This is a genomic window from Rhodospirillales bacterium, assembly GCA_028824295.1.
GTDB lineage: Bacteria > Pseudomonadota > Alphaproteobacteria > TMED109 > TMED109 > VXPW01.
In genome coordinates, this window is the sequence record JAPPED010000001.1 from 148,366 (window position 1) to 166,567 (window position 18,202).

General features: G+C 65.4%; 19 protein-coding genes. 12 read left to right on the forward strand and 7 right to left on the reverse strand.

Annotated features, from left to right (window positions below):
- Positions 1 to 316 precede the first annotated feature (316 nt).
- From OXH60_00725 to OXH60_00735, 3 genes are read left to right on the forward strand one after another with little or no spacing between them, the layout of a single operon-like run.
- Positions 317 to 769, forward strand: a complete 453-nt coding sequence (locus OXH60_00725) for a DUF3305 domain-containing protein (protein ID MDE0710642.1) — start codon at positions 317 to 319, stop codon at positions 767 to 769.
- Positions 766 to 1,290, forward strand: a complete 525-nt coding sequence (locus OXH60_00730) for a DUF3306 domain-containing protein (GenBank protein ID MDE0710643.1) — start codon at positions 766 to 768, stop codon at positions 1,288 to 1,290. The genes OXH60_00725 and OXH60_00730 overlap by 4 nt, the downstream gene beginning before the upstream one ends.
- On the forward strand, positions 1,287 to 1,934 hold the full coding sequence (locus tag OXH60_00735) for a molecular chaperone TorD family protein (GenBank protein ID MDE0710644.1): 648 nt from the start codon (positions 1,287 to 1,289) through the stop codon (positions 1,932 to 1,934). The genes OXH60_00730 and OXH60_00735 overlap by 4 nt, the downstream gene beginning before the upstream one ends.
- Here OXH60_00735 and OXH60_00740 read toward each other — a convergent pair.
- From OXH60_00740 to tpiA, 6 genes are read right to left on the reverse strand one after another with little or no spacing between them, the layout of a single operon-like run.
- Positions 1,928 to 2,371 (reverse strand): DUF4396 domain-containing protein, encoded by a 444-nt coding sequence (locus tag OXH60_00740; protein ID MDE0710645.1) that lies wholly within the window; start codon positions 2,369 to 2,371, stop codon positions 1,928 to 1,930. The two genes, OXH60_00735 and OXH60_00740, sit on opposite strands and share 7 nt — an antisense overlap.
- A gap of 9 nt (positions 2,372 to 2,380) precedes the next feature.
- Entirely contained in the window at positions 2,381 to 3,670 is a 1,290-nt protein-coding gene (gene eno, locus OXH60_00745; protein MDE0710646.1) for a phosphopyruvate hydratase, read from the reverse strand.
- The gene (kdsA, locus tag OXH60_00750; GenBank protein ID MDE0710647.1) at positions 3,670 to 4,500 is read right to left on the reverse strand and encodes a 3-deoxy-8-phosphooctulonate synthase; all 831 of its coding nucleotides are present in this window, start codon (positions 4,498 to 4,500) and stop codon (positions 3,670 to 3,672) included. The genes eno and kdsA overlap by 1 nt, the downstream gene beginning before the upstream one ends.
- Positions 4,500 to 6,152, reverse strand: a complete 1,653-nt coding sequence (locus OXH60_00755) for a CTP synthase (GenBank protein ID MDE0710648.1) — start codon at positions 6,150 to 6,152, stop codon at positions 4,500 to 4,502. Before OXH60_00755 ends, kdsA begins: the two co-directional genes overlap by 1 nt.
- Before the next feature lie 57 nt (positions 6,153 to 6,209).
- Positions 6,210 to 6,557: a preprotein translocase subunit SecG gene (gene secG / locus OXH60_00760; GenBank protein MDE0710649.1), complete on the reverse strand. Its 348-nt coding sequence runs from the start codon at positions 6,555 to 6,557 to the stop codon at positions 6,210 to 6,212.
- Positions 6,554 to 7,333, reverse strand: coding sequence for a triose-phosphate isomerase (gene tpiA, locus OXH60_00765; protein ID MDE0710650.1), 780 nt, complete (start codon positions 7,331 to 7,333; stop codon positions 6,554 to 6,556). Before tpiA ends, secG begins: the two co-directional genes overlap by 4 nt.
- Before the next feature lie 100 nt (positions 7,334 to 7,433).
- On the opposite strand from tpiA, the gene OXH60_00770 reads away from it, so the two are divergent.
- The 9 genes from OXH60_00770 (at position 7,434) to gltX (ending at position 17,259) form a co-directional block, all read left to right on the forward strand.
- Positions 7,434 to 9,329, forward strand: a complete 1,896-nt coding sequence (locus OXH60_00770; GenBank protein MDE0710651.1) for a SurA N-terminal domain-containing protein — start codon at positions 7,434 to 7,436, stop codon at positions 9,327 to 9,329.
- A gap of 14 nt (positions 9,330 to 9,343) precedes the next feature.
- On the forward strand, positions 9,344 to 10,852 hold the full coding sequence (gene trpE, locus OXH60_00775; GenBank protein MDE0710652.1) for an anthranilate synthase component I: 1,509 nt from the start codon (positions 9,344 to 9,346) through the stop codon (positions 10,850 to 10,852).
- Between the two features lie 28 nt (positions 10,853 to 10,880).
- The gene (locus OXH60_00780; protein ID MDE0710653.1) at positions 10,881 to 11,465 is read left to right on the forward strand and encodes an aminodeoxychorismate/anthranilate synthase component II; all 585 of its coding nucleotides are present in this window, start codon (positions 10,881 to 10,883) and stop codon (positions 11,463 to 11,465) included.
- Positions 11,462 to 12,490: an anthranilate phosphoribosyltransferase gene (trpD, locus tag OXH60_00785; protein MDE0710654.1), complete on the forward strand. Its 1,029-nt coding sequence runs from the start codon at positions 11,462 to 11,464 to the stop codon at positions 12,488 to 12,490. Before OXH60_00780 ends, trpD begins: the two co-directional genes overlap by 4 nt.
- Complete coding sequence (gene trpC / locus OXH60_00790) at positions 12,487 to 13,293, forward strand: indole-3-glycerol phosphate synthase TrpC (GenBank protein ID MDE0710655.1); 807 nt, start codon at positions 12,487 to 12,489, stop codon at positions 13,291 to 13,293. The genes trpD and trpC overlap by 4 nt, the downstream gene beginning before the upstream one ends.
- Positions 13,290 to 13,769, forward strand: a complete 480-nt coding sequence (gene moaC / locus OXH60_00795) for a cyclic pyranopterin monophosphate synthase MoaC (GenBank protein MDE0710656.1) — start codon at positions 13,290 to 13,292, stop codon at positions 13,767 to 13,769. Before trpC ends, moaC begins: the two co-directional genes overlap by 4 nt.
- Positions 13,766 to 14,983, forward strand: a complete 1,218-nt coding sequence (locus OXH60_00800) for a molybdopterin molybdotransferase MoeA (protein ID MDE0710657.1) — start codon at positions 13,766 to 13,768, stop codon at positions 14,981 to 14,983. The genes moaC and OXH60_00800 overlap by 4 nt, the downstream gene beginning before the upstream one ends.
- Before the next feature lie 118 nt (positions 14,984 to 15,101).
- Positions 15,102 to 15,755, forward strand: a complete 654-nt coding sequence (lexA, locus tag OXH60_00805; protein MDE0710658.1) for a transcriptional repressor LexA — start codon at positions 15,102 to 15,104, stop codon at positions 15,753 to 15,755.
- Positions 15,756 to 15,861: 106 nt separating this feature from the next.
- Entirely contained in the window at positions 15,862 to 17,259 is a 1,398-nt protein-coding gene (gene gltX / locus OXH60_00810; GenBank protein ID MDE0710659.1) for a glutamate--tRNA ligase, read from the forward strand.
- A gap of 11 nt (positions 17,260 to 17,270) precedes the next feature.
- Here gltX and OXH60_00815 read toward each other — a convergent pair whose 3' ends face one another.
- Positions 17,271 to 18,032, reverse strand: a complete 762-nt coding sequence (locus OXH60_00815; protein ID MDE0710660.1) for a glucose 1-dehydrogenase — start codon at positions 18,030 to 18,032, stop codon at positions 17,271 to 17,273.
- Positions 18,033 to 18,202: the final 170 nt, after the last annotated feature.

Below are 18,202 nucleotides of genomic sequence, written 5' to 3' on the forward strand. Positions count from 1 at the left end.
CCACGCGTCCGACGCGGCGTCCAGAGGTGAACGATTCGTTGCCACTGCAGCCGGCACCTCTCAGGCAGGCGGAAACGACATCTGTACAGCTTAGCGCCAGAACACTGCGCGAGGTGTCGATAAACCGTCCTCCCACGTCTTCAAGCAGGAATGCCGCAATGGTTCGGCAGTCCCAGGGGATCGGCGGCCGCAGCCGAGCGGCTTGCTCGCACTGTCGAAGGAACAACAGAGATTCAATTCCTTGGGGCGGTATCACCTCGGCTTCGGGCAGTCGCGTAGTATTCGGACTCCTCAGTGGATAGCGAGGAGAGGCGCGATGCGGACCCGACTGCCGGTGCGAATCACGCTTGAGCGCCGTGAAGGTTCAGGGCGATGGGCCTCCACCGTCTGGCAAGCGGTGGCAGTCGTGCCCGAAAGCGACTCCTCGGTTTCCGAATCGCCGCAGCTCGTGTTGGAACTTCATCGCAAGGAAACAGAAGGGTACAGAACAAATCTCGCTGCCAATCGTGCCGTCTACGTGGTTCTCCGGCCTGGTCCTGACGGCACCGTCTCTGAACCGTTCCTGGCGACCGTCTGCCCATTCGAAGCACAGGATTACGCGGATGACGCCGATTCGCGCGTCGACGCCGTTCCCATGCCGACTTCGGTTGCAGCCTGGGTTACGGCCTTCGTGCGCCGCCATCATGTCGAAGAGCCGTTCCGGAAACGCAAGCGGGGACCCAGGTCGTCGCCGGAATCCTTTGCCCGACCGCCCCGGTCTCAGCGATGAGAAACTTCTTCAGCCGATGGTCGAAGCGGGCTGTGGAGGCTCGACGGCCGGAGCCGCCTGATGCCCCGTCCGATGAAACCGCAGCCGATCAAGCCGCTTCGCCGACGATAAGCCGAGATCCCGACGATACCGATCTCGCGCAGCCAGCCGACTTGCCCAATGTGGCAGAGCTGGGACCGGAGGCGGATTATCGCCCCTTCCTGAAACGCTCCGTTGCACCTGCGCTACGGCGCCTGGCGCTTCGACGGTTGTGGCAGAGCGACCCTGTCCTCGCCAACCTGGACGGGTTGAATGACTACGATGAAGATTTTGCGTCTCTCCACAGAACCGGCGCGGAAGCGATCGCCGACGCAGTCCGGGCGGGCCGGCGGTACGCCCGTGAGCCGATCGCGGCACGCGATGCTCCCGACGCCCCGCCGGCAGAGCTGCAGGCTGATTCAGGGACAGAATTGGCCACCGCCGAGTCCGAGGCTGCAGCCGTGAATGCGGACGATCCTGAGGTCCCGGGGGAACCGGCTTGAGCACGGGCCCGGTCGGCGACGACACCGCGCCCCATCTGGACGCCGAAGATCACTCGCGGTCGCAGTGCTACCTGCTGTTCTCCGGGCTCCTCCACGCGCCGCCGGCGCAGGACTTGCTGGCCGCAACCGCCGCACTGCAGGGCGACGCCGGCCTGTCGCTGCTCGGCTCACTCAACGAACTGGGTGCGTGCACCCGCCAGATGACCGAGGAGGCCATTCGCCACGAATACGAAGATCTTTTTCTAGGCTTGGGTGAGGTTGGGATCAATCCGTACCAGTCGTATTACCTCACCGGGTTCATGTACGAGAAGCCGCTGGCTGAACTCAGGCGCACGTTCCAGATCCTTGGGGTCCGCGCGACGCGCTCCACCGGTGACCCGGAGGATCACGCTGCTGCCATCCTCGAAGCAATGGCCGGGCTGATTGCTGGTGCCTTTGGACCGCCCGCCCCCCTGTCATCGCAAAAGGATTTCTTTGACCAGCACATCTGGACCTGGATGCCGGCCCTGTTCAACGACCTCGCCGTCCATCCGGGCGCCGTGTTCTACCGGGCCGTCGGGTCCGCCGGCGCCGCGTTTCTCGACACGGAGCAGCGCGCGTTCGAGCAGGTTTCGCCGATGGTCCGAGATCATGGATCTCAGTGACAGGATTTTCCCAGAACCCGCAAGCGCCAATAGTTGTACGGGAGCGGCACCAGGAACCCGGCCGCCAGCATCGGCGGGATCACCCACCATGTCAGCCGCGCCCCTCCCGTCAGCAGAATGTCCACGGCATTCATAGCCACTTCCATCCCGAGCATCGACAGCAGCGACATCCCGAAGGCAGTCCGCATCGCCTCGCGCAACCGCATGATCCGCGCCAGCATCACGGTCTCGATGGCGAAGCTGGTGATAATCCCGTTCACCATGGCGAGGCTCATGATCAACCAGACGGGCCAGGGAACGGCCAGCAGCTGGCATACCCAAATGGTTCCCAGGTCGCCCAGCGCACAGCCGAACAGGCAGCCCGCGGTATTGCGGCAGGCCAGGCGGAACACCTGCCAGCGTGAACTCCCAACCGGGAGGGTGCTCGAAACGCTCATCCCCACTATTTAGCGTCCTCGCCGCAGTGCTTGCCAGCCCGCGTACTGGGCTCCAGACCCGAGTTCGTCCTCGATCGCCAGGAGCCGGTTGTATTTCGCCGTCCGTTCTCCGCGGGCCGGAGAACCGGTCTTGATTTGGCCACATCCGGTGCCAACGGCCAGGTCCGCGATCGTCGTGTCCTCGGTCTCACCCGACCGGTGCGACACGATCACGCCGAAATCTGCCGCCGCAGCCGTACGGATCGCGTTCAGCGTCTCACTCAAGGTTCCGACCTGGTTCAGCTTTGCGAGCAGGGCGTTCGCCGCCCCGTGGCGAATGCCTCTGTCCAGGCGTTCGACGTTCGTCACGAACAGATCATCCCCAACGATCTGCATCCGTTTCCCCACGGTTGCAGCGAAGATCTGCCACGCATCCCAGTCGTCGTCGCCAAACGGATCCTCGATCGACACGATCGGGTACCGGTCGACGAGGGTTGTCCAGTACGCCGCCAGACCGTCGGCTTCCAGCGTGAGGTCTTCTCCCTTCAGCCGGTACCAACCGTCATCCAGCAGTTCACCGGCCGCCGCATCCAATGCAATTCCGACCTGCGCACCGGGCTGATAGCCCGCTCGCTCGATGGCCCGCAGCAGAAATTCGATCGCGTCTTCGGTGCTGTCGAGCGACGGCGCAAACCCTCCCTCGTCCCCCAGACCGATTCCGTGCCCCGCCTCAGCTAGCAGGTCCGCCAGTACATGGAAGATCTCGGCCCCCCAGCGCAGTGCCTCGGCGAACGTCGCCGCTCCGGACGGAACGATCATGAACTCCTGCACGTCCAGCCGGTTGCGCGCGTGGGCGCCGCCGTTGAGCAGATTCATGAACGGAGCCGGCAGGATCCGGGCGGTGAGCCCGCCGAGGTGCCGGTAGAGCGGGATGCCTTGGCATCGAGCGGCCGCCCGGGCTGTCGCCAGGCTCACACCCAGCAGCGCGTTCGCGCCCAGACGGGACTTGTCCGGCGTGCCATCGAGCCCGTTCAGCGCGTCGTCGACGACGCGCTGGTCCATCGCGTCCAGGCCGATAACCGTGTCCTGAATCTCGCCTTCGACGGCCTGTACGGCCTGGAGGACGCCGCGGCCGCAATACCGCTCCTGATCGCCGTCGCGCCGTTCATGCGCCTCGTGCGCCCCGGTGGACGCCCCCGCAGGTACGGCAGCCGTCGCCCGCGTCCCCGCCCCAAGCGTGACTTCCACCGCGATCGTGGGGTAACCGCGGCTGTCCAGTATCTCGCGGGCCCGTAGCGAGCGCAGCGCCGTAGCCGCCATCATTCGCACTCCTTCGCCAGACGATCGAATGCGACCAGTGTGCCGAGCAGTAACGGCAAATCCGACAACGGCAGCATGTTGGGACCGTCGCTGGGCGCGCGGTCGGGGTCAGGATGCGTCTCCATGAACACGGCCGCAACTCCTATGGCACAGGCGGCCCGCGCCAGAACAGGAACAAACTCACGGCGTCCGCCGGAGCGCGTCCCCTCGCCGCCAGGTTCCTGAACTGAATGCGTGGCATCGAACACGACGGGGCAGCCAGTCTGACGCAGCACGGGCAGCGCGCGCATGTCGTTCACCAGGCGGTTGTATCCAAATGATGTGCCGCGTTCGCAAACCAGCACCTGGCCGTTGCCTGCCTGACGCAGCTTGTCGACCACGTTCTGCATGTCCCACGGCGCCAGGAACTGCCCTTTCTTGACCATGACCGGTCTGCCCGTCACGGCGGCCGCTTGCAGCAGGTCCGTCTGACGGCACAGGAATGCCGGGATCTGCAGCAGGTCGACGTGCTCGGCCACCGGCGCGCACTGCCCGCGCTCATGAACGTCGGTGACCACGGCCACCCGGAGTCGCTCGCGAAGTTCCGCAAACACGTCAAGGGCTGACGCCATCCCCAGTCCGCGCGGACTGGTGCCGCTGGTCCGATTCGCCTTGTCGAACGAGGTCTTGTAGACGAAACCCAGCCCTGCCTTGCGGGTCATCTCCTGCAGGGCAGCGCAGGTCTCGAGCGCGTGGTCCCGGCTTTCCATCGCGCATGGTCCGGCGATCAACGTCAGCGGCTGCCGGTTCCCGATTGCCACGTCGCCGACCATGACCGGTCCGGACGACATCAGATCAGCCGTTCCTGCCGGATGGCGGCATCTATGAACGACGTGAACAACGGATGCGGCGCAAACGGACGCGACCGCAGTTCCGGATGGAACTGCACACCGAAGAACCAAGGATGGCCGCTGAGCTCGGCAATCTCGAACAGCGAGCCGTCCGGCGACTTGCCCGAAAACCGAAGGCCTGCCTCGCGCAACCGTTCCTCATACGCCGGATTGACCTCGTAGCGATGCCGGTGCCGTTCCCGGATCCGATCCAGGCCATAGATTTCCGACGCCCGGGTGCCGGGATCGATCACGCAGTCATAACCTCCGAGACGCATGGTGCCGCCCAGGTTGTCGCTGGGGCTGCGGGTCTCCACGGTACCCGCATGAATCCATTCGGTCATGAGCCCCACGATCGGTTCCGCACAGGCGCCGAACTCAGTCGACCCCGCCTCACGGATACCGGCAAGCGTACGCGCGACCTCGACCACCGCGAGCTGCAGCCCGAGGCAGATGCCGAGGTAGGGCACCTTCCGCGTTCGGGCGAATTCGATCGCGCGCATCTTGCCGGTGATCCCGCGGTCGCCGAAGCCGCCCGGCACCAAGATGCCGTGCGCCTGCTGCAGCGTCGCGACCGCCTCTCCCGCCGGATCATCCTGTTCCAGGAGTTCAGCATCCAACCATTGCACCCGAACACCGACCCGGTGGGCCACGCCACTGTGCACGAGCGCCTCGATAAGCGACTTGTAGGCATCCTGCAGGCCCGTGTACTTGCCGACCATCGCGATGTTGACCTCGCCCGCGGGAAGCCGGATGGATTCGACCACGCGGTGCCAACGACCAAGATCCGGAGCCGGTTTGCCGGGCAGTCCGAAATAGTCCAGCACCTTTGTATCAAGCCCCTCGTGACGATAGATCGCTGGAACCTCGTACACCGTGTCAGCGTCGATCGCCGGTACCACGCACCCGGGATCCACATTGCAGAACAACGCAAGTTTTGCGCGTTCCGATTCCGGAATGGGCCGGTCGCAGCGGCACAACAGCAAGTCTGGCTGAATTCCGATCCCGCGAAGCTCCTTCACCGAATGCTGGGTCGGCTTGGTCTTCTGCTCGCCGACAGCCTCCAGGTACGGCACCAGTGTCAGGTGCAGGTAGAGCACCCGGGACCGGCCCACCTCGTTACCAAACTGGCGAATCGCTTCAAGGAACGGCAGGCCTTCGATGTCACCGACCGTGCCGCCGATCTCCACCAGTACGAAATCCTCGTGCTCGGTGTCCGCCCCGATGAATTCCTTGATCGTGTCGGTCACGTGCGGGATGACCTGGACGGTCCCGCCCAGGTAGTCGCCGCGCCGTTCCCGGGCAAGCACCCGCTCGTATACACGGCCCGACGTCACGTTGTCGCTCCGGCGCGCCTCGACTCCCGTGAATCGTTCGTAGTGCCCGAGGTCCAGGTCGGTTTCGGCTCCGTCGTCGGTGACGTAGACCTCGCCGTGCTGGTACGGGCTCATTGTCCCGGCGTCGACATTCAGGTACGGGTCTAGTTTGCGCAGGCGCACCCGATAGCCGTGGGCCTGCAGCAAGGCCCCCAGGGCAGCAGCGGAAAGCCCCTTGCCGAGGGACGAAACGACGCCGCCCGTGATGAACAAGAACCGCGGGCTGGCGCTGGACATCACGGCGAGCCGGGGCTCAAACGGTCCGGTCCGAACATGCCGGCGCCTCGAAGGCTGTCAGTCTCCCGTCGGTGGTGCCGGTTCGGAGTCCGCTTCGTCAGTCACGGGCTCCAGGATCCCGGTGGGCAGCGCCTCGTCAGTCACCGGCACCAGCGGAAGCAGGTCGTCGTCGGGCATGCTTGCCAGCACCGCCAGGAGCAGGCTGATCCCCATGAATGCAACGGCCAGCACAGCGGTCGTCCGTGTGAGCAGGTTCGCCGAGCCGCGGCTGCTCATAACCCCGCCGAACGGGTCGGAGCCACCCCCGATGCCGCCCAATGCCCCGCCATCACTTCGTTGCAGCAGGATGGTGCCGACCAGAGCCGCGGCAACGCATACGTGAATGACGAGCAGGAAAGCAGTCATGGCAGGACGGTCCGGGCCGGGGAGACAGCCTCGCATATGCCCCAGAATTCCCCGGGTTGCAAGGATGCGCCGCCGACGAGCAACCCGTCGACACCGATTCCCCCCCCGATCCGGCCGGCATTGGCGGCCTGCACTGAGCCGCCGTACAGGATTCGCCAGGGTCCCGGACCGTAGGTTTGCTCAAGCGCTCCGCGAATTGTCGCGTGCATGGCCTCGATCTCGGCCCGACCGGGAACGTTGCCCGTACCTATCGACCATACCGGCTCGTAGGCCACCACTGCGGCCGCGCAATCGAGTTCAGGTGGCAGCGATGCAAGGACTTGAGCGGTGACCTGCGCTTCCGCCTGTCCGTTCGTCCGGGCGGCAGCGCTCTCACCGACGCACACGATCGGTGTCAGGCCCGCGGCCTTCGCCGCGATGACCTTCGCCCGCACATCCTTGTTGCTCTCGTGATGATGGGCTCGCCGTTCCGAATGCCCCAGCAGCACGAACGTGCAGCCGGCGTCGCGAAGCATCCCTGCCGCCACCTCGCCGGTACGGGGACCCGGCGGTGCACTCGAGCAGTCCTGTGCGCCCAGCTGAAACGGTGTCTGCCTGATCTGCCGGCCCACTAGATCGAGCAGCGTGTGGGGCGGGCACAGCACGATCTCCGCGCCGGGTGCGTCCTGCCGGCCGCGGCCGGTCAGCCGCTTCAGGCCGTCCACCAGCGCGGTCGCTTCGGCACGGGTGCCGTGCATCTTCCAGTTGCCGACCACCAGACAGGATGATGCGGACAATGCGAAGCTCTCTTGGAAAACTGACAGCGGCGCGGGTGGCCGGAGCGCTACGCTCCACTATAGTCTCGCCGTCACTGCATTTCCGTCGAGAGAATCCATCATGCTGCAGGCGCTGCGCCGCCATGCCGGGTCCTGGGTCGCGAAGGGGTTCCTGCTGTTACTAGCGGCGAGCTTCGGGCTGTGGGGAGTCGGCGACATCTTCAGTGGCTACCAGGATCCTGTCGTCGCCGAAGTTGGCGACCGGGACATTCATGCGTCGGCGTTCTTCAATCGCTACAACCAGCGGCTGTCGGAACTCCGACGATCCTTGGGCGGCAATGTCGACGAGAATCTGATCCGACAGCTCGGGCTGCCGGAGCAAGTCCTGAACGACATGGCAAGGCGCCTGCTGATCCAGGTGGAGGTGTCGGAACGCGGGCTGGCTGCCGGCCAGAACGATCTCGGCAGCTGGCTGCAAGATCAGGATATGTTTCGAAACAGCCTCGGCCAATTCGATCGCAACCTGTTCAACTATGCCGCGCGCTCCCAGGGCCTTCAGCAGGAAGAGTTTCTCGCTTTGCTCGGAGAAATGCGGACCAGCGAGTTGCTGCTCGATGCCGTGTCGTTCGGCGCCCATCCGCCGGACCGCTGGCTGAAGACCTTCCACGCGCTGGACAGGGAGAAGCGCAGCGCCCGGGCGGCAGTCTTCCTGGCCGCCGACTCCGATTTGCCGAAACCCGCCACGGACGAGGCGGTCCGGGCCCGCCACGAGGAGCAGACCGATCGCTATCAGACGCCGCGCCGGCGTGACCTGACGTTCGCGGTGTTGGATCCGGAGACCCTGACGAGCGCTGTCCGGATCACGGAGGAAGATCTGCTGGAAGCCTTCGACCAGCGCCGCGACGAGTACTTCGAAACCGAGCGGCGCCATGTCCGGCAGTACCTGGCGGATGCCAGGGAAGAAGCGGAACGGGTCCTGGCACGGGCCCGGGAGGGCATCGGTCTGGCCGCCGCGGTCGAGGAGACGCTGGACGGCCAGGTCATCGACCTCGGTCCGGTGACGCGTGACGAGCTCGATGCCGACTATGCGGAGGCCGTTTTTTCGGCCGGCGCCAACACCCTGCACGGCCCCTCGGAGACAGCCTTCGGCTGGCGGGTCTTCGAGGTGGCCGATATCCAGGAAGCCAGAACGCCGTCGCTGGATGACATCCGCGACACCCTTACCGATACCCTGCAGCTCGAACGGGCATTCGACTTGCTGCATGAGCGTGCAGAAGTGTTCTACGACGAGCGTGCCGGCAACGCATCGCTCGAGGAGGCGGCCAGGGCGAGCGGCGCGTCGGTGCTGTCCGTCGTCGATATTGACGCTCAGAGCCGTGACAGCACAGGCTCCGCGCATCCGGACGCTCCCGGCCGGGCACTCGTGACGCTGGGCTTCAACGTCAATGCTGACGGGACCTCGGATCTGGAAGAACTCGATGACGGTCGCATGGTTGCAGTGCGGGTCGACCGGGACGTGCCGGCCCGCGCCATGACGCTGGACGAGGCCCGCGAAGACATCCTGGAGGACCTTGCGGAGGAAGCCCGCATGGCCGACGCGCACCGACGAGCCGAAGCGTACGCCGCGGCAGCATCCGGCACCGCTAGCCTATCCACGCTGGCTACCGTACATGGCGGCGTGCTGCATACGTCCGAGTCGTTTACCCGCAGCGGGGAAGGTGCGGCGGCCGATTTCCCGGACATCGCCCGGCAGATCGCATTCGAACTCACGATAGGGGGCACCAGCAGCGCCGAAGAATTTGGGGGCGGCTATGCCGTGGTCACGCTCGACCAGATCGTCGACGCCCCGGAGCCGACCAGTGAAGATCTGGACACCAGCCGCGCCACGCTTGGGGCAGCACTCGGGAACGACGTCGTGTTGTCATTTATCGCGTCGCTCTGGAGCGCCCATCAGGTGAGCATCAACCAAACGGCGCTGGATCGGGTTCTCACCGATAACACCGGCTCGTCGTTCTAAGCGAGGCATAAGGCATGCCGGTTCAGCCCGCGCGCGGCGCGTTCCGGCAAACGTACGACGCGGGGACGCCGCAGATCGTCTGGCGGACACTGATCGCGGATCTGGAAACCCCCGTGTCGGCAATGCTGAAGCTGGCACGCCAACGCCCCAACAGTTTCCTGCTCGAGTCGGTCGAGGGTGGCGACACGCGCGGCCGGTACTCAATCATCGGATTTGCCCCCGACGTGATTTGGCGGTGCAGCGGGAATCGGGCCGAAATCAACCGACAGGCGCACCTGGATCCGGACGCCTTCGAGCTCGAGCCGCAGGAAGCGCTTGGTTCGCTCCGCAAGCTGCTAGCCGAGTCGCGCATCGACCTCCCGGAAGACCTGCCTCCCATGGCTGCCGGGCTCGTCGGCTTCATGGGATTTGACACGGTGCGTCTCATCGAACGCCTGCCGACTGACCGCCCCGCTGCCCTCGGGCTGCCAGACAGCCTTCTGATCCGGCCTACCGTCATGGCCATCTTCGACGCGGTGTCCGACACGGTCACGGTAGCGACACCCGTCTATCCGGACGACGTCGTGACAGCGGGCGCCGCGTTTACTGGAGCCGAACGACGGCTGGAAGACGCTGTTGCGGCACTGGGCACGCCGCTCGAACCCGAACCCGAGCCGGCCACAGACCAGCTCTCGCCTCCCTCCCCCGTCTCGAACATGACGCCAGACCATTACCGGGCCATGGTGACGCGGGCACGCGAGTACATTCTGGATGGCGACGTTTTTCAGGTGGTCCTCGCGCAGCGGTTCGCCGCTTCGTTCCGGCTGCCACCGTTTGCGCTCTACCGCGCGCTGCGCCGGCTCAATCCTTCCCCGTTTCTGTTCTACCTGAACCTGGATGGCGTCGCGGTCGTCGGATCCAGTCCGGAAATCCTGGTGCGCGCACGTGACGGGACGGTCACGGTCAGGCCCATCGCCGGGACCCGTCCCCGAGGGGCCGACCGGACACGCGACCTGGCCTATGAACGCGAGCTCCTCGCTGATCCCAAGGAGTGTGCCGAGCACCTCATGCTGCTGGACCTCGGCCGCAATGACGTGGGCCGGGTCAGCGTGCCCGGCACCGTCCGCGTGACCGAGCAAATGATCGTCGAACGGTACAGCCACGTGATGCACATCGTTTCCAACGTCGAAGGTGATCTCGACCCCAGACACGACGGCATCGACGCCCTGATGGCGGGATTTCCGGCCGGCACGGTCAGCGGTGCACCCAAGGTGCGTGCGCTGGAAATCATCGACGAACTGGAATCGGAACGCCGCGGCATCTATGCCGGTTGCGTCGGCTACTTCTCCGTCAACGGGTCCATGGATTCATGTATTGCGCTCCGTACCGCAGTGGTGAAGGACGGCACGATGTACGTTCAGGCCGGGGCAGGGATCGTGGCGGACAGCGATCCCGAGGCTGAGTACATGGAGACGGTCAACAAGGCACGCGCGCTGTTTCAAGCCGCCGAAGAGGCCGTGCGGTTTGCCGGCGGCCAGGGCTAGGCCCGCCGACCGGCACCGGAAGTCACCAATGTATGTCCTGATCGACAACTACGACAGCTTCACCTGGAACCTCTGGCACTATCTGGAGGAGTTGGGAGCGTCGGTCGAGGTCTATCGGAACGACACCTTGACGGTCAACGACGTACTCGCTCGCAAACCGGCCGGAATCGTGCTTTCACCTGGGCCGTGTACCCCCAACCAAGCGGGTATCTGTCTCGAGCTGGTGCGCGCGGCCGCCGGACAGACGCCGGTCCTCGGAGTCTGTCTGGGCCACCAGTCGATCGGACAGGCTTTTGGCGGTCGGGTGGTTCGTGCCCGAACGGTGATGCACGGCAAGACCAGTCCGATCCAGCACGACGGCAGTGCGATCTTTCACGGTCTCCCCTCCCCGTTCACGGCCGCGCGGTACCATTCGCTGATTCTGGAACGGAGCTCCATGCCCGATTGTCTGCAGATCACGGCAGAAACCGGCGATGGCGTCATCATGGGGATCCAGCATGTCCGGCACGCACTGTTCGGCGTCCAGTTTCATCCGGAGAGCATCGCGTCGGAGCAGGGTCACGCATTGCTGAGGAATTTTCTCGATGCGACACGGACGGAGCGTTCGGTGTGAGTGAGGGCCCCCCGTTTCACGACATCCTTGCGGCGGTCGCGGACGGCCAGACGCTTACCCGAAACCAGGCGCAACACGCGTTCTCGCTCCTGATGGAGGGGCAGACCAGCCAGGCGCAGACCGCCGCGTTCCTGATGGCCCTGCGCGTTCGAACGGAGCAGGTCGAGGAGATCGCGGGTGCCGCGCAGGCCATGCGCGCGAAGGCCACGCGCGTCCGCGCCCCGGCAGGAGCGATCGATACCTGCGGTACAGGTGGTGACGGGCTGGGTACCGTGAACGTCTCGACGGCAACCGCCCTGGTAGTCGCAGGGTGCGGTGTGCCGGTCGCGAAGCACGGCAACAGGGCCGTCTCCTCCAAGTCCGGGTCCTCGGATGTGCTGGATGCGCTGGGGGTCAATGTCGCCGCTCCCGTCGACGCCGTGGAGCAAGCCATGCGAGTGGCCGGCGTCGGATTCCTCCTGGCCACGGTCTACCATCCGGCCATGCGGCATGTCGGACCAGTTCGGGCCGACCTCGGTCTGCGCACCGTCTTCAACCTGCTCGGGCCGCTCGCCAATCCCGCGGGTGTGCGCCGGCAGGTCATCGGTGTGTTTGCCGACCGATGGCTGGAGCCGCTCGCCAGGGTGCTCCATGAGCTGGAGTCGGAGCATGCATGGATCGTCCACGGCGCCGATGGCATGGATGAACTGACCACCACCGGCGCAACCCATGTGGCCGAGCTAAAGGGGGGACAGGTTCGCACGTTCACGGTGGCCCCCGAGGATGCCGGCCTTTCGCGAGCAGCTCCTGCCGAGCTGGTCGGCGGGGACGCCGCCGCCAACGCCGCGTCCATTCGGGACTTGCTCGACGGGAGGCGGAGCCCGTATCGCGACATCGTCGTACTCAACGCCGCCGCTGCCCTGATCGTGGCGCAGCGGGCCGACAGCCTGGAAGCAGGCGCAGCACAGGCCACCCATTCGATCGATTCCGGCGCCGCCGGCACGGCACTGGATCGGCTGGTCGCGTGTACGCAGGCACAGCAATGAACGACCGACTCCGCTCGATCCTTGAGGCCAAACGGGACCGCGTGTCGGCACAACGTGTGGCGGTGCCGGAAATCGAACTGGAGCGACGGGCAACCGCGCAGGAGCCCCCGCGTGGGTTTGCGTCCGCGCTGCGACAGCCAGTCGCCCGTGGCACCTACGGCCTGATTGCAGAAATCAAGCGAGCGAGCCCCTCCAAGGGACGCTTGCGGGACGATTTCGATCCGGCAGTGCTGGCCGGCGCTTTGCATGACGGGGGGGCAGCCTGTATTTCGGTATTGACGGACGAACCGTTCTTTGAGGGTTCGGACGCGCATCTCATGGCTGCGCGTGCCGCCACTCCCGTCCCGGTGCTCCGCAAGGATTTCATGCTCGACCCGTATCAGATTCTCGAATCCCGCTCCCTCGGAGCAGACTGCGTGCTGCTGATTCTGGCCGCGCTGGATGACTCGGAGGCATCGATAATGGCGCGCGACGCAAAGGCGCTCGGGATGGACGTCCTGGTCGAGGTGCACGACGAGCGCGAACTTGATCGTGCCGGTCCGCTCGGAGCGGACCTCGTCGGAATCAATAACCGCAACCTGCACACGTTCGAGGTTGATCTGGCGACTACGGAACGCCTGGCGGCCCTGGCGCCAGCTGGGGCTGACCTCGTGGCGGAGAGCGGTCTCGGCGGGCCGGATGATCTCCACCGTCTGGCCAATTGTGGTGTCCGACGCTTCCTGATCGGTGAAACCCTGATGCGCAGTCCGGACGTCACGGAAGGCGTCCGCGCCCTTCTGGCCCGCACGGCGGACGCAGCGTGAGCGAACGGTTTACCCATCTGGACGAGTCCGGCCGCGCGCGCATGGTGGACGTGGGCGAGAAGGCGGTCACCCGCCGGACCGCCACAGCGGCCGCACGCGTCACGATGTCGGCATCCACGCTGCGGATGATCCTGGACGGCGGCCACCAGAAAGGCGACGTGCTTGGCGTCGCGCGGGTTGCCGGAATCATGGCGGCCAAGCGCACCCACGAACTGATCCCCCTGTGCCACCCGTTGCCGCTCGACTCCGTTGCCGTGGAACTGAGCTGCCGACCCGAGGAGGAGGCAGTGGAGATCCGGGCGACGTGCGCCACCTCCGCCAAGACTGGCGTGGAGATGGAGGCGCTGTCGGCGGCGAGCGTAGCCGCCCTCACCGTGTACGACATGTGCAAGTCGGTGGATCGTGCGATGCGAATTGACGCTGTCCGGTTGCTCCACAAGGCCGGCGGCAAGTCAGGAACGTTCCGCGCATCATGATTTCGGTCACGGACGCCCGGCAACGGATTCTTGAAGCCATGCCGCTGGTGGCCACCGAGCGGGTTCCGTTGACAAATGCGCTGGGCCGGGTGCTCGCCACCGATGTAACGGCACGTACCGACCAGCCGCCGTCGGCGGTTTCCGCGATGGACGGCTACGCCGTACGCTCGGCGGACGTGCAGGCGACCCCTTGCGACCTGATCGTCGTCGGCGAGGCCCCTGCCGGCCGTCCGTTTGACGGATCCGTCGAAGCCGGCGAGGCGGTGCGCATCTTCACCGGCGCCCCGCTTCCCGACGGAACCGACAGCGTCGTCATCCAAGAAAACACCGAACCTGTGCAGAGCAGTGCAGTCCGTGTCCTGAACGGAGTCGCCTGCGGAAAACACGTCCGTGGTCGGGGCATCGATTTCAGGCAGGGCGATCCACTGGTGACGGCAGGGAGCCTGCTCACAGCCCGCGACGTCGGTCTGTCGGCAGCCGCCGATTGGCCTTGGTTGAGTGTCCGGCGCCGCCCGCGGGTGGCCCTCCTCGCCACGGGTGACGAAATCGTCCTGCCGGGTGAAGCACGCAGATCGGGACAGATCGTCTCGTCCAATACGTTTGCGCTGGAATCCATGATACGGGCCGTTGGTGGCGATGCGGTCGATCTGTCGCTTGTTCCCGACGACCCGGCGGCGCTTCGCGCGGCAATCGACGGGGTGCGTTCATTTGACCTGCTGGTGACGACCGGCGGCGTGTCGGTCGGCGCCTACGACCTGGTCGGCCAGGCCCTCCAATCGGCAGGCCTGAATCGACATTTCTGGAAGATCGCCATGCGTCCCGGTAAGCCTCTCCTGTTTGGGACGCTTCCAGAGGGTCCACCCGTCCTGGGATTTCCCGGCAATCCGGTATCCACCTACGTGTGCGGCCTCGTGTTTCTTCTGCCGGCATTGCGGACGATGCTGGGGCTCGACCCGGGCCCGCGCTTAGTGCAGGCGGAACTAGGCCGCGATCTGCCCGCGAACGACGTGCGGGAAGACTATCTCCGGGCGTCCACCAGACGGGATGACACCGGCTCGATCACGGTCCATCCCTTCGAGCTTCAGGACAGTTCCGTGCTTTCACTGCTGGCCCGGGCTGACTGCCTGGTCATTCGTCCCCCGCACGCTCCCGCGGCCCCCGCCGGAACGCCCGTCACTGCGCTTCCTTTCCCGGCTGCTGCCGGCAGCACGTGATCGCCGCGCATTTGACCCGGGTGATCGCGGGAGAGGACGCAAAGTGCTCACATTGACTTCTTGTTGCGAACAAAGTAGAACATAGAAGCAAGGCACGCAGCCGCTCTGGGTTCACCGCATGCTCACTCGCAAACAGCACGAACTCCTCGTCTATCTGAACAAGCGGATCGAGGAGACCGGGATCTCGCCCTCGTTCGAGGATATGAAAAATGCCCTCGGACTCAAATCGAAATCCGGGATCCACCGGCATCTGACCTCCCTCGTGGAGCGCGGATTTGTCGAGCGGTTACCCAACCGGGCCCGCGCGATTCGCGTGGTTCGAAAGCCTGAAGAAGCCGCTGCGACGGTGGACAACAGCAGTCCCGGCCAGTGGGGAGCCCTGATCGATCTCCCGTTCTACGGAACAATTGCAGCAGGCACCCCGATCGAGGCCATCCAGCACGAGTCCTTCATCAAGGTTCCGCCGACGATGAACCTAGGCACCGGGAGCGGCGAACACTTCGCGCTCAAGATCCAGGGGGACTCCATGATTGATGCCGGAATCTTGGATGGGGACATGGGGATTTTTCGACGTCAGCAGACAGCCGAATCGGGCCAGATTGTCGTCGCGTTCATCGATGGTCGCGAGGCAACGCTGAAACGGTTCCGGCCGCAGGCCGATTCCATCCAACTGCTGCCAGAGAACAAGGCCCTCGAGCCGATCGTGGTGCACCCGAGTCAGCTTCAGATCCAGGGCATCATGAAAGGGCTGTACCGCACCGTCATCTACTGAGGCTTTGCCTCCCGCTGGACGGGAGGCGCCAACCGCGTGCCGTCAGCCGGCGATAACCGCCGGCCATTCGCGCGCGTCCCCCGTCGTCCGTCCCGAGGCCTTCACCATGACCGTAGTGACCCGCTTTGCCCCGTCGCCGACCGGGTTCCTGCACATCGGAGGTGCGCGGACGGCACTGTTCAACTGGCTGTACGCCCGGGGTCGAAAGGGCAAGTTTCTCCTCCGGATCGAAGACACTGACCGGGTCCGGTCGACTCCTGAGGCAACGCAGGCGATTCTCGATGGACTCTCCTGGCTGGAACTCGATTGGGACGGCGAGGCCGTCTTCCAGTCAAAGCGATCTGATCGCCATCGCGAGATCGCCGAGACGCTCCTCCGCAACGGCGACGCCTATCGCTGCTACTGCACTCCGGAAGAACTTGCTGCCATGCGTGAGCAGGCGACCGCCGAGAAACGTTCGATGTGGTACGACGGCCGATGGCGCGACCGTGATCCCGCCGATGCGCCCGCCGGGATCGAGCCCACGATTCGCATCCGGACACCCACGGCCGGGAGTACTTCCATCGCGGATCGCGTCCAAGGCGGCGTGACCGTCGAGAACAAGGAAATCGACGACTTCGTGATTCTGCGCGCCGATGGCACGCCGACCTACATGCTGTCGGTGGTGGTCGACGACTCCGACATGGGAGTCACACATGTCATCCGGGGCGACGATCACTTCACCAACTGCTTTCGTCAGTGCCAGATCTACGACCTCCTCGGCTGGCCGCGGCCCTCCTTCGCCCACATCCCCCTGATTCACGGCGATGACGGCAGGAAGCTCAGCAAACGGCATGGTGCGCTCGGAATCGAACACTACCAACAGGCCGGATACCTTCCCGCAGCGCTCAGGAACTACCTCCTGCGGCTAGGATGGGCTCACGGCGATGAGGAGGTCATCGGCACATCGGACGCGGTCAGATGGTTTGACCTCAAGGGGGTCGGGCAAAGCCCTGCCCGTTTCGATCTCAGGAAACTCGACCACCTAAACGCCATTTATCTCCGTGAAACTGCCGATGCCGACTTGGCGGCGATCATCGCGTCACGCCTGACCGCGGACGGCGTGCCGGCCGACCCGGAGCACGTCGGGCGCCTGACCCGCGGCATGCCCGATCTGAAGGCACGCGCCCGCACCCTCGACGAACTGGCCACGGTTGGCCGGTTCTACGTGCTCCCCCGCCCCCTTGCGCTCGACTCGAAAGCCGAACGCCAGCTTGATCCCGCTGCGCGAGCACTCCTGCGGGACGTGTCCGAGGTCCTTGCTGCGACTGACGACTGGTCGAACGCCGGCCTAGAGACGCGGATTCGCGAGTACGCCGCGCGTACTGACACGAAGCTGGGCAAAGTGGCCCAGCCTCTCCGGGCGGCGCTGACGGGGGCCACGACTTCCCCGCCCATCTTCTCGGTTATGGACGTCCTGGGCCGCGCCGAGACGCTGGGCCGGATCGGTGACGTCGTCGACTGAGGCGCGTCAGCTCAGATACAGCGCCCGCCGTCCACCTCCAGCATCACCCCCGTCAGGAACTCTGCCTCGTCCGAAGCAAGGAACAGCGCCGCGTTCGCCACATCCGACGGTGTCGAGAGCCGTCCCATCGGTACCGTGGCGCGGAACCGCGCTCGGGCTTCGTCCGGGTCTCCGTCGCCGAGGAAATCCGGCAGCATCGCGGTTTCTCCGGCGACTGGACAGATCCCGTTCACCCGAATGTTCTCCGGCGCGAGCTCAAGCGCCAGCGTGCGGCTCAGCGTCAGCAGGGCCCCCTTCGTCGAATTGTACGGGGCGAGACCCGGCCGTGGCGCCAGCGCCGCCGTCGATACTGTATTCAAGATCACGCCGCCGCGTCCCTGCCGGCGCAGGACCGGCACGGCGTGCTTCGCGCCCAGGAAGCAACTCTTCACGTTGACTCGGAAAAGCTGGTCGAAAAACTCCTCGTCCACCTCAACGAGCGGCGTGGGTCTCATCCCGATGGCGGCGTTCTGAACCAGGATGTCAAGCTGCCCGAACGCATCGACGGCTGCTTCGATCATGCGCTTGGTATCAGCATCGCTGGCCACGTCCGCACCGCATGCGATGGCACCGCCGCCGGAACCTCGGATTGTCTGGGCGACCTGCTCGGCCCCGTCGCCGTTGATGTCAGCGACCACCACGCGCGCCCCTTCCTCCGCAAAGCGGTGCGCGATGCCTTCCCCAAACCCGCTGGCACCTCCGGTGACGATCGCGACTTTGTCCTGGAGTCTCATGGCAGTCCTTTCCGGCCCGTGCCTGAATCGTGTTGCAGACGCTCCAATAGGTATTGGGGAAGACCGCTGACCGCAAGATTACAGCCGCGTCCCGCCGGGAACGTGCCAAATGCCCGACCAATGCACGGCGGCGGATTTCTGGTTGGCTCAACGCTGCCTTCCCGCGGCAC

Bases quoted from the DNA above. Each gene is read 5' to 3' on its own strand.
- OXH60_00725 (MDE0710642.1), top strand. From the start codon at position 317: ATGCGGACCCGACTGCCGGTGCGAATCACGCTTGAGCGCCGTGAAGGT.
- OXH60_00730 (MDE0710643.1), top strand. From the start codon at position 766: ATGAGAAACTTCTTCAGCCGATGGTCGAAGCGGGCTGTGGAGGCTCGA.
- OXH60_00740 (MDE0710645.1), bottom strand. From the start codon at position 2,371: ATGAGCGTTTCGAGCACCCTCCCGGTTGGGAGTTCACGCTGGCAGGTG.
- eno (MDE0710646.1), bottom strand. From the start codon at position 3,670: ATGGCGGCTACGGCGCTGCGCTCGCTACGGGCCCGCGAGATACTGGAC.
- kdsA (MDE0710647.1), bottom strand. From the start codon at position 4,500: ATGTCGTCCGGACCGGTCATGGTCGGCGACGTGGCAATCGGGAACCGG.
- OXH60_00755 (MDE0710648.1), bottom strand. From the start codon at position 6,152: ATGTCCAGCGCCAGCCCGCGGTTCTTGTTCATCACGGGCGGCGTCGTT.
- secG (MDE0710649.1), bottom strand. From the start codon at position 6,557: ATGACTGCTTTCCTGCTCGTCATTCACGTATGCGTTGCCGCGGCTCTG.
- OXH60_00770 (MDE0710651.1), top strand. From the start codon at position 7,434: ATGCTGCAGGCGCTGCGCCGCCATGCCGGGTCCTGGGTCGCGAAGGGG.
- trpE (MDE0710652.1), top strand. From the start codon at position 9,344: ATGCCGGTTCAGCCCGCGCGCGGCGCGTTCCGGCAAACGTACGACGCG.
- OXH60_00780 (MDE0710653.1), top strand. From the start codon at position 10,881: ATGTATGTCCTGATCGACAACTACGACAGCTTCACCTGGAACCTCTGG.
- trpC (MDE0710655.1), top strand. From the start codon at position 12,487: ATGAACGACCGACTCCGCTCGATCCTTGAGGCCAAACGGGACCGCGTG.
- OXH60_00800 (MDE0710657.1), top strand. From the start codon at position 13,766: ATGATTTCGGTCACGGACGCCCGGCAACGGATTCTTGAAGCCATGCCG.
- lexA (MDE0710658.1), top strand. From the start codon at position 15,102: ATGCTCACTCGCAAACAGCACGAACTCCTCGTCTATCTGAACAAGCGG.
- gltX (MDE0710659.1), top strand. From the start codon at position 15,862: ATGACCGTAGTGACCCGCTTTGCCCCGTCGCCGACCGGGTTCCTGCAC.
- OXH60_00815 (MDE0710660.1), bottom strand. From the start codon at position 18,032: ATGAGACTCCAGGACAAAGTCGCGATCGTCACCGGAGGTGCCAGCGGG.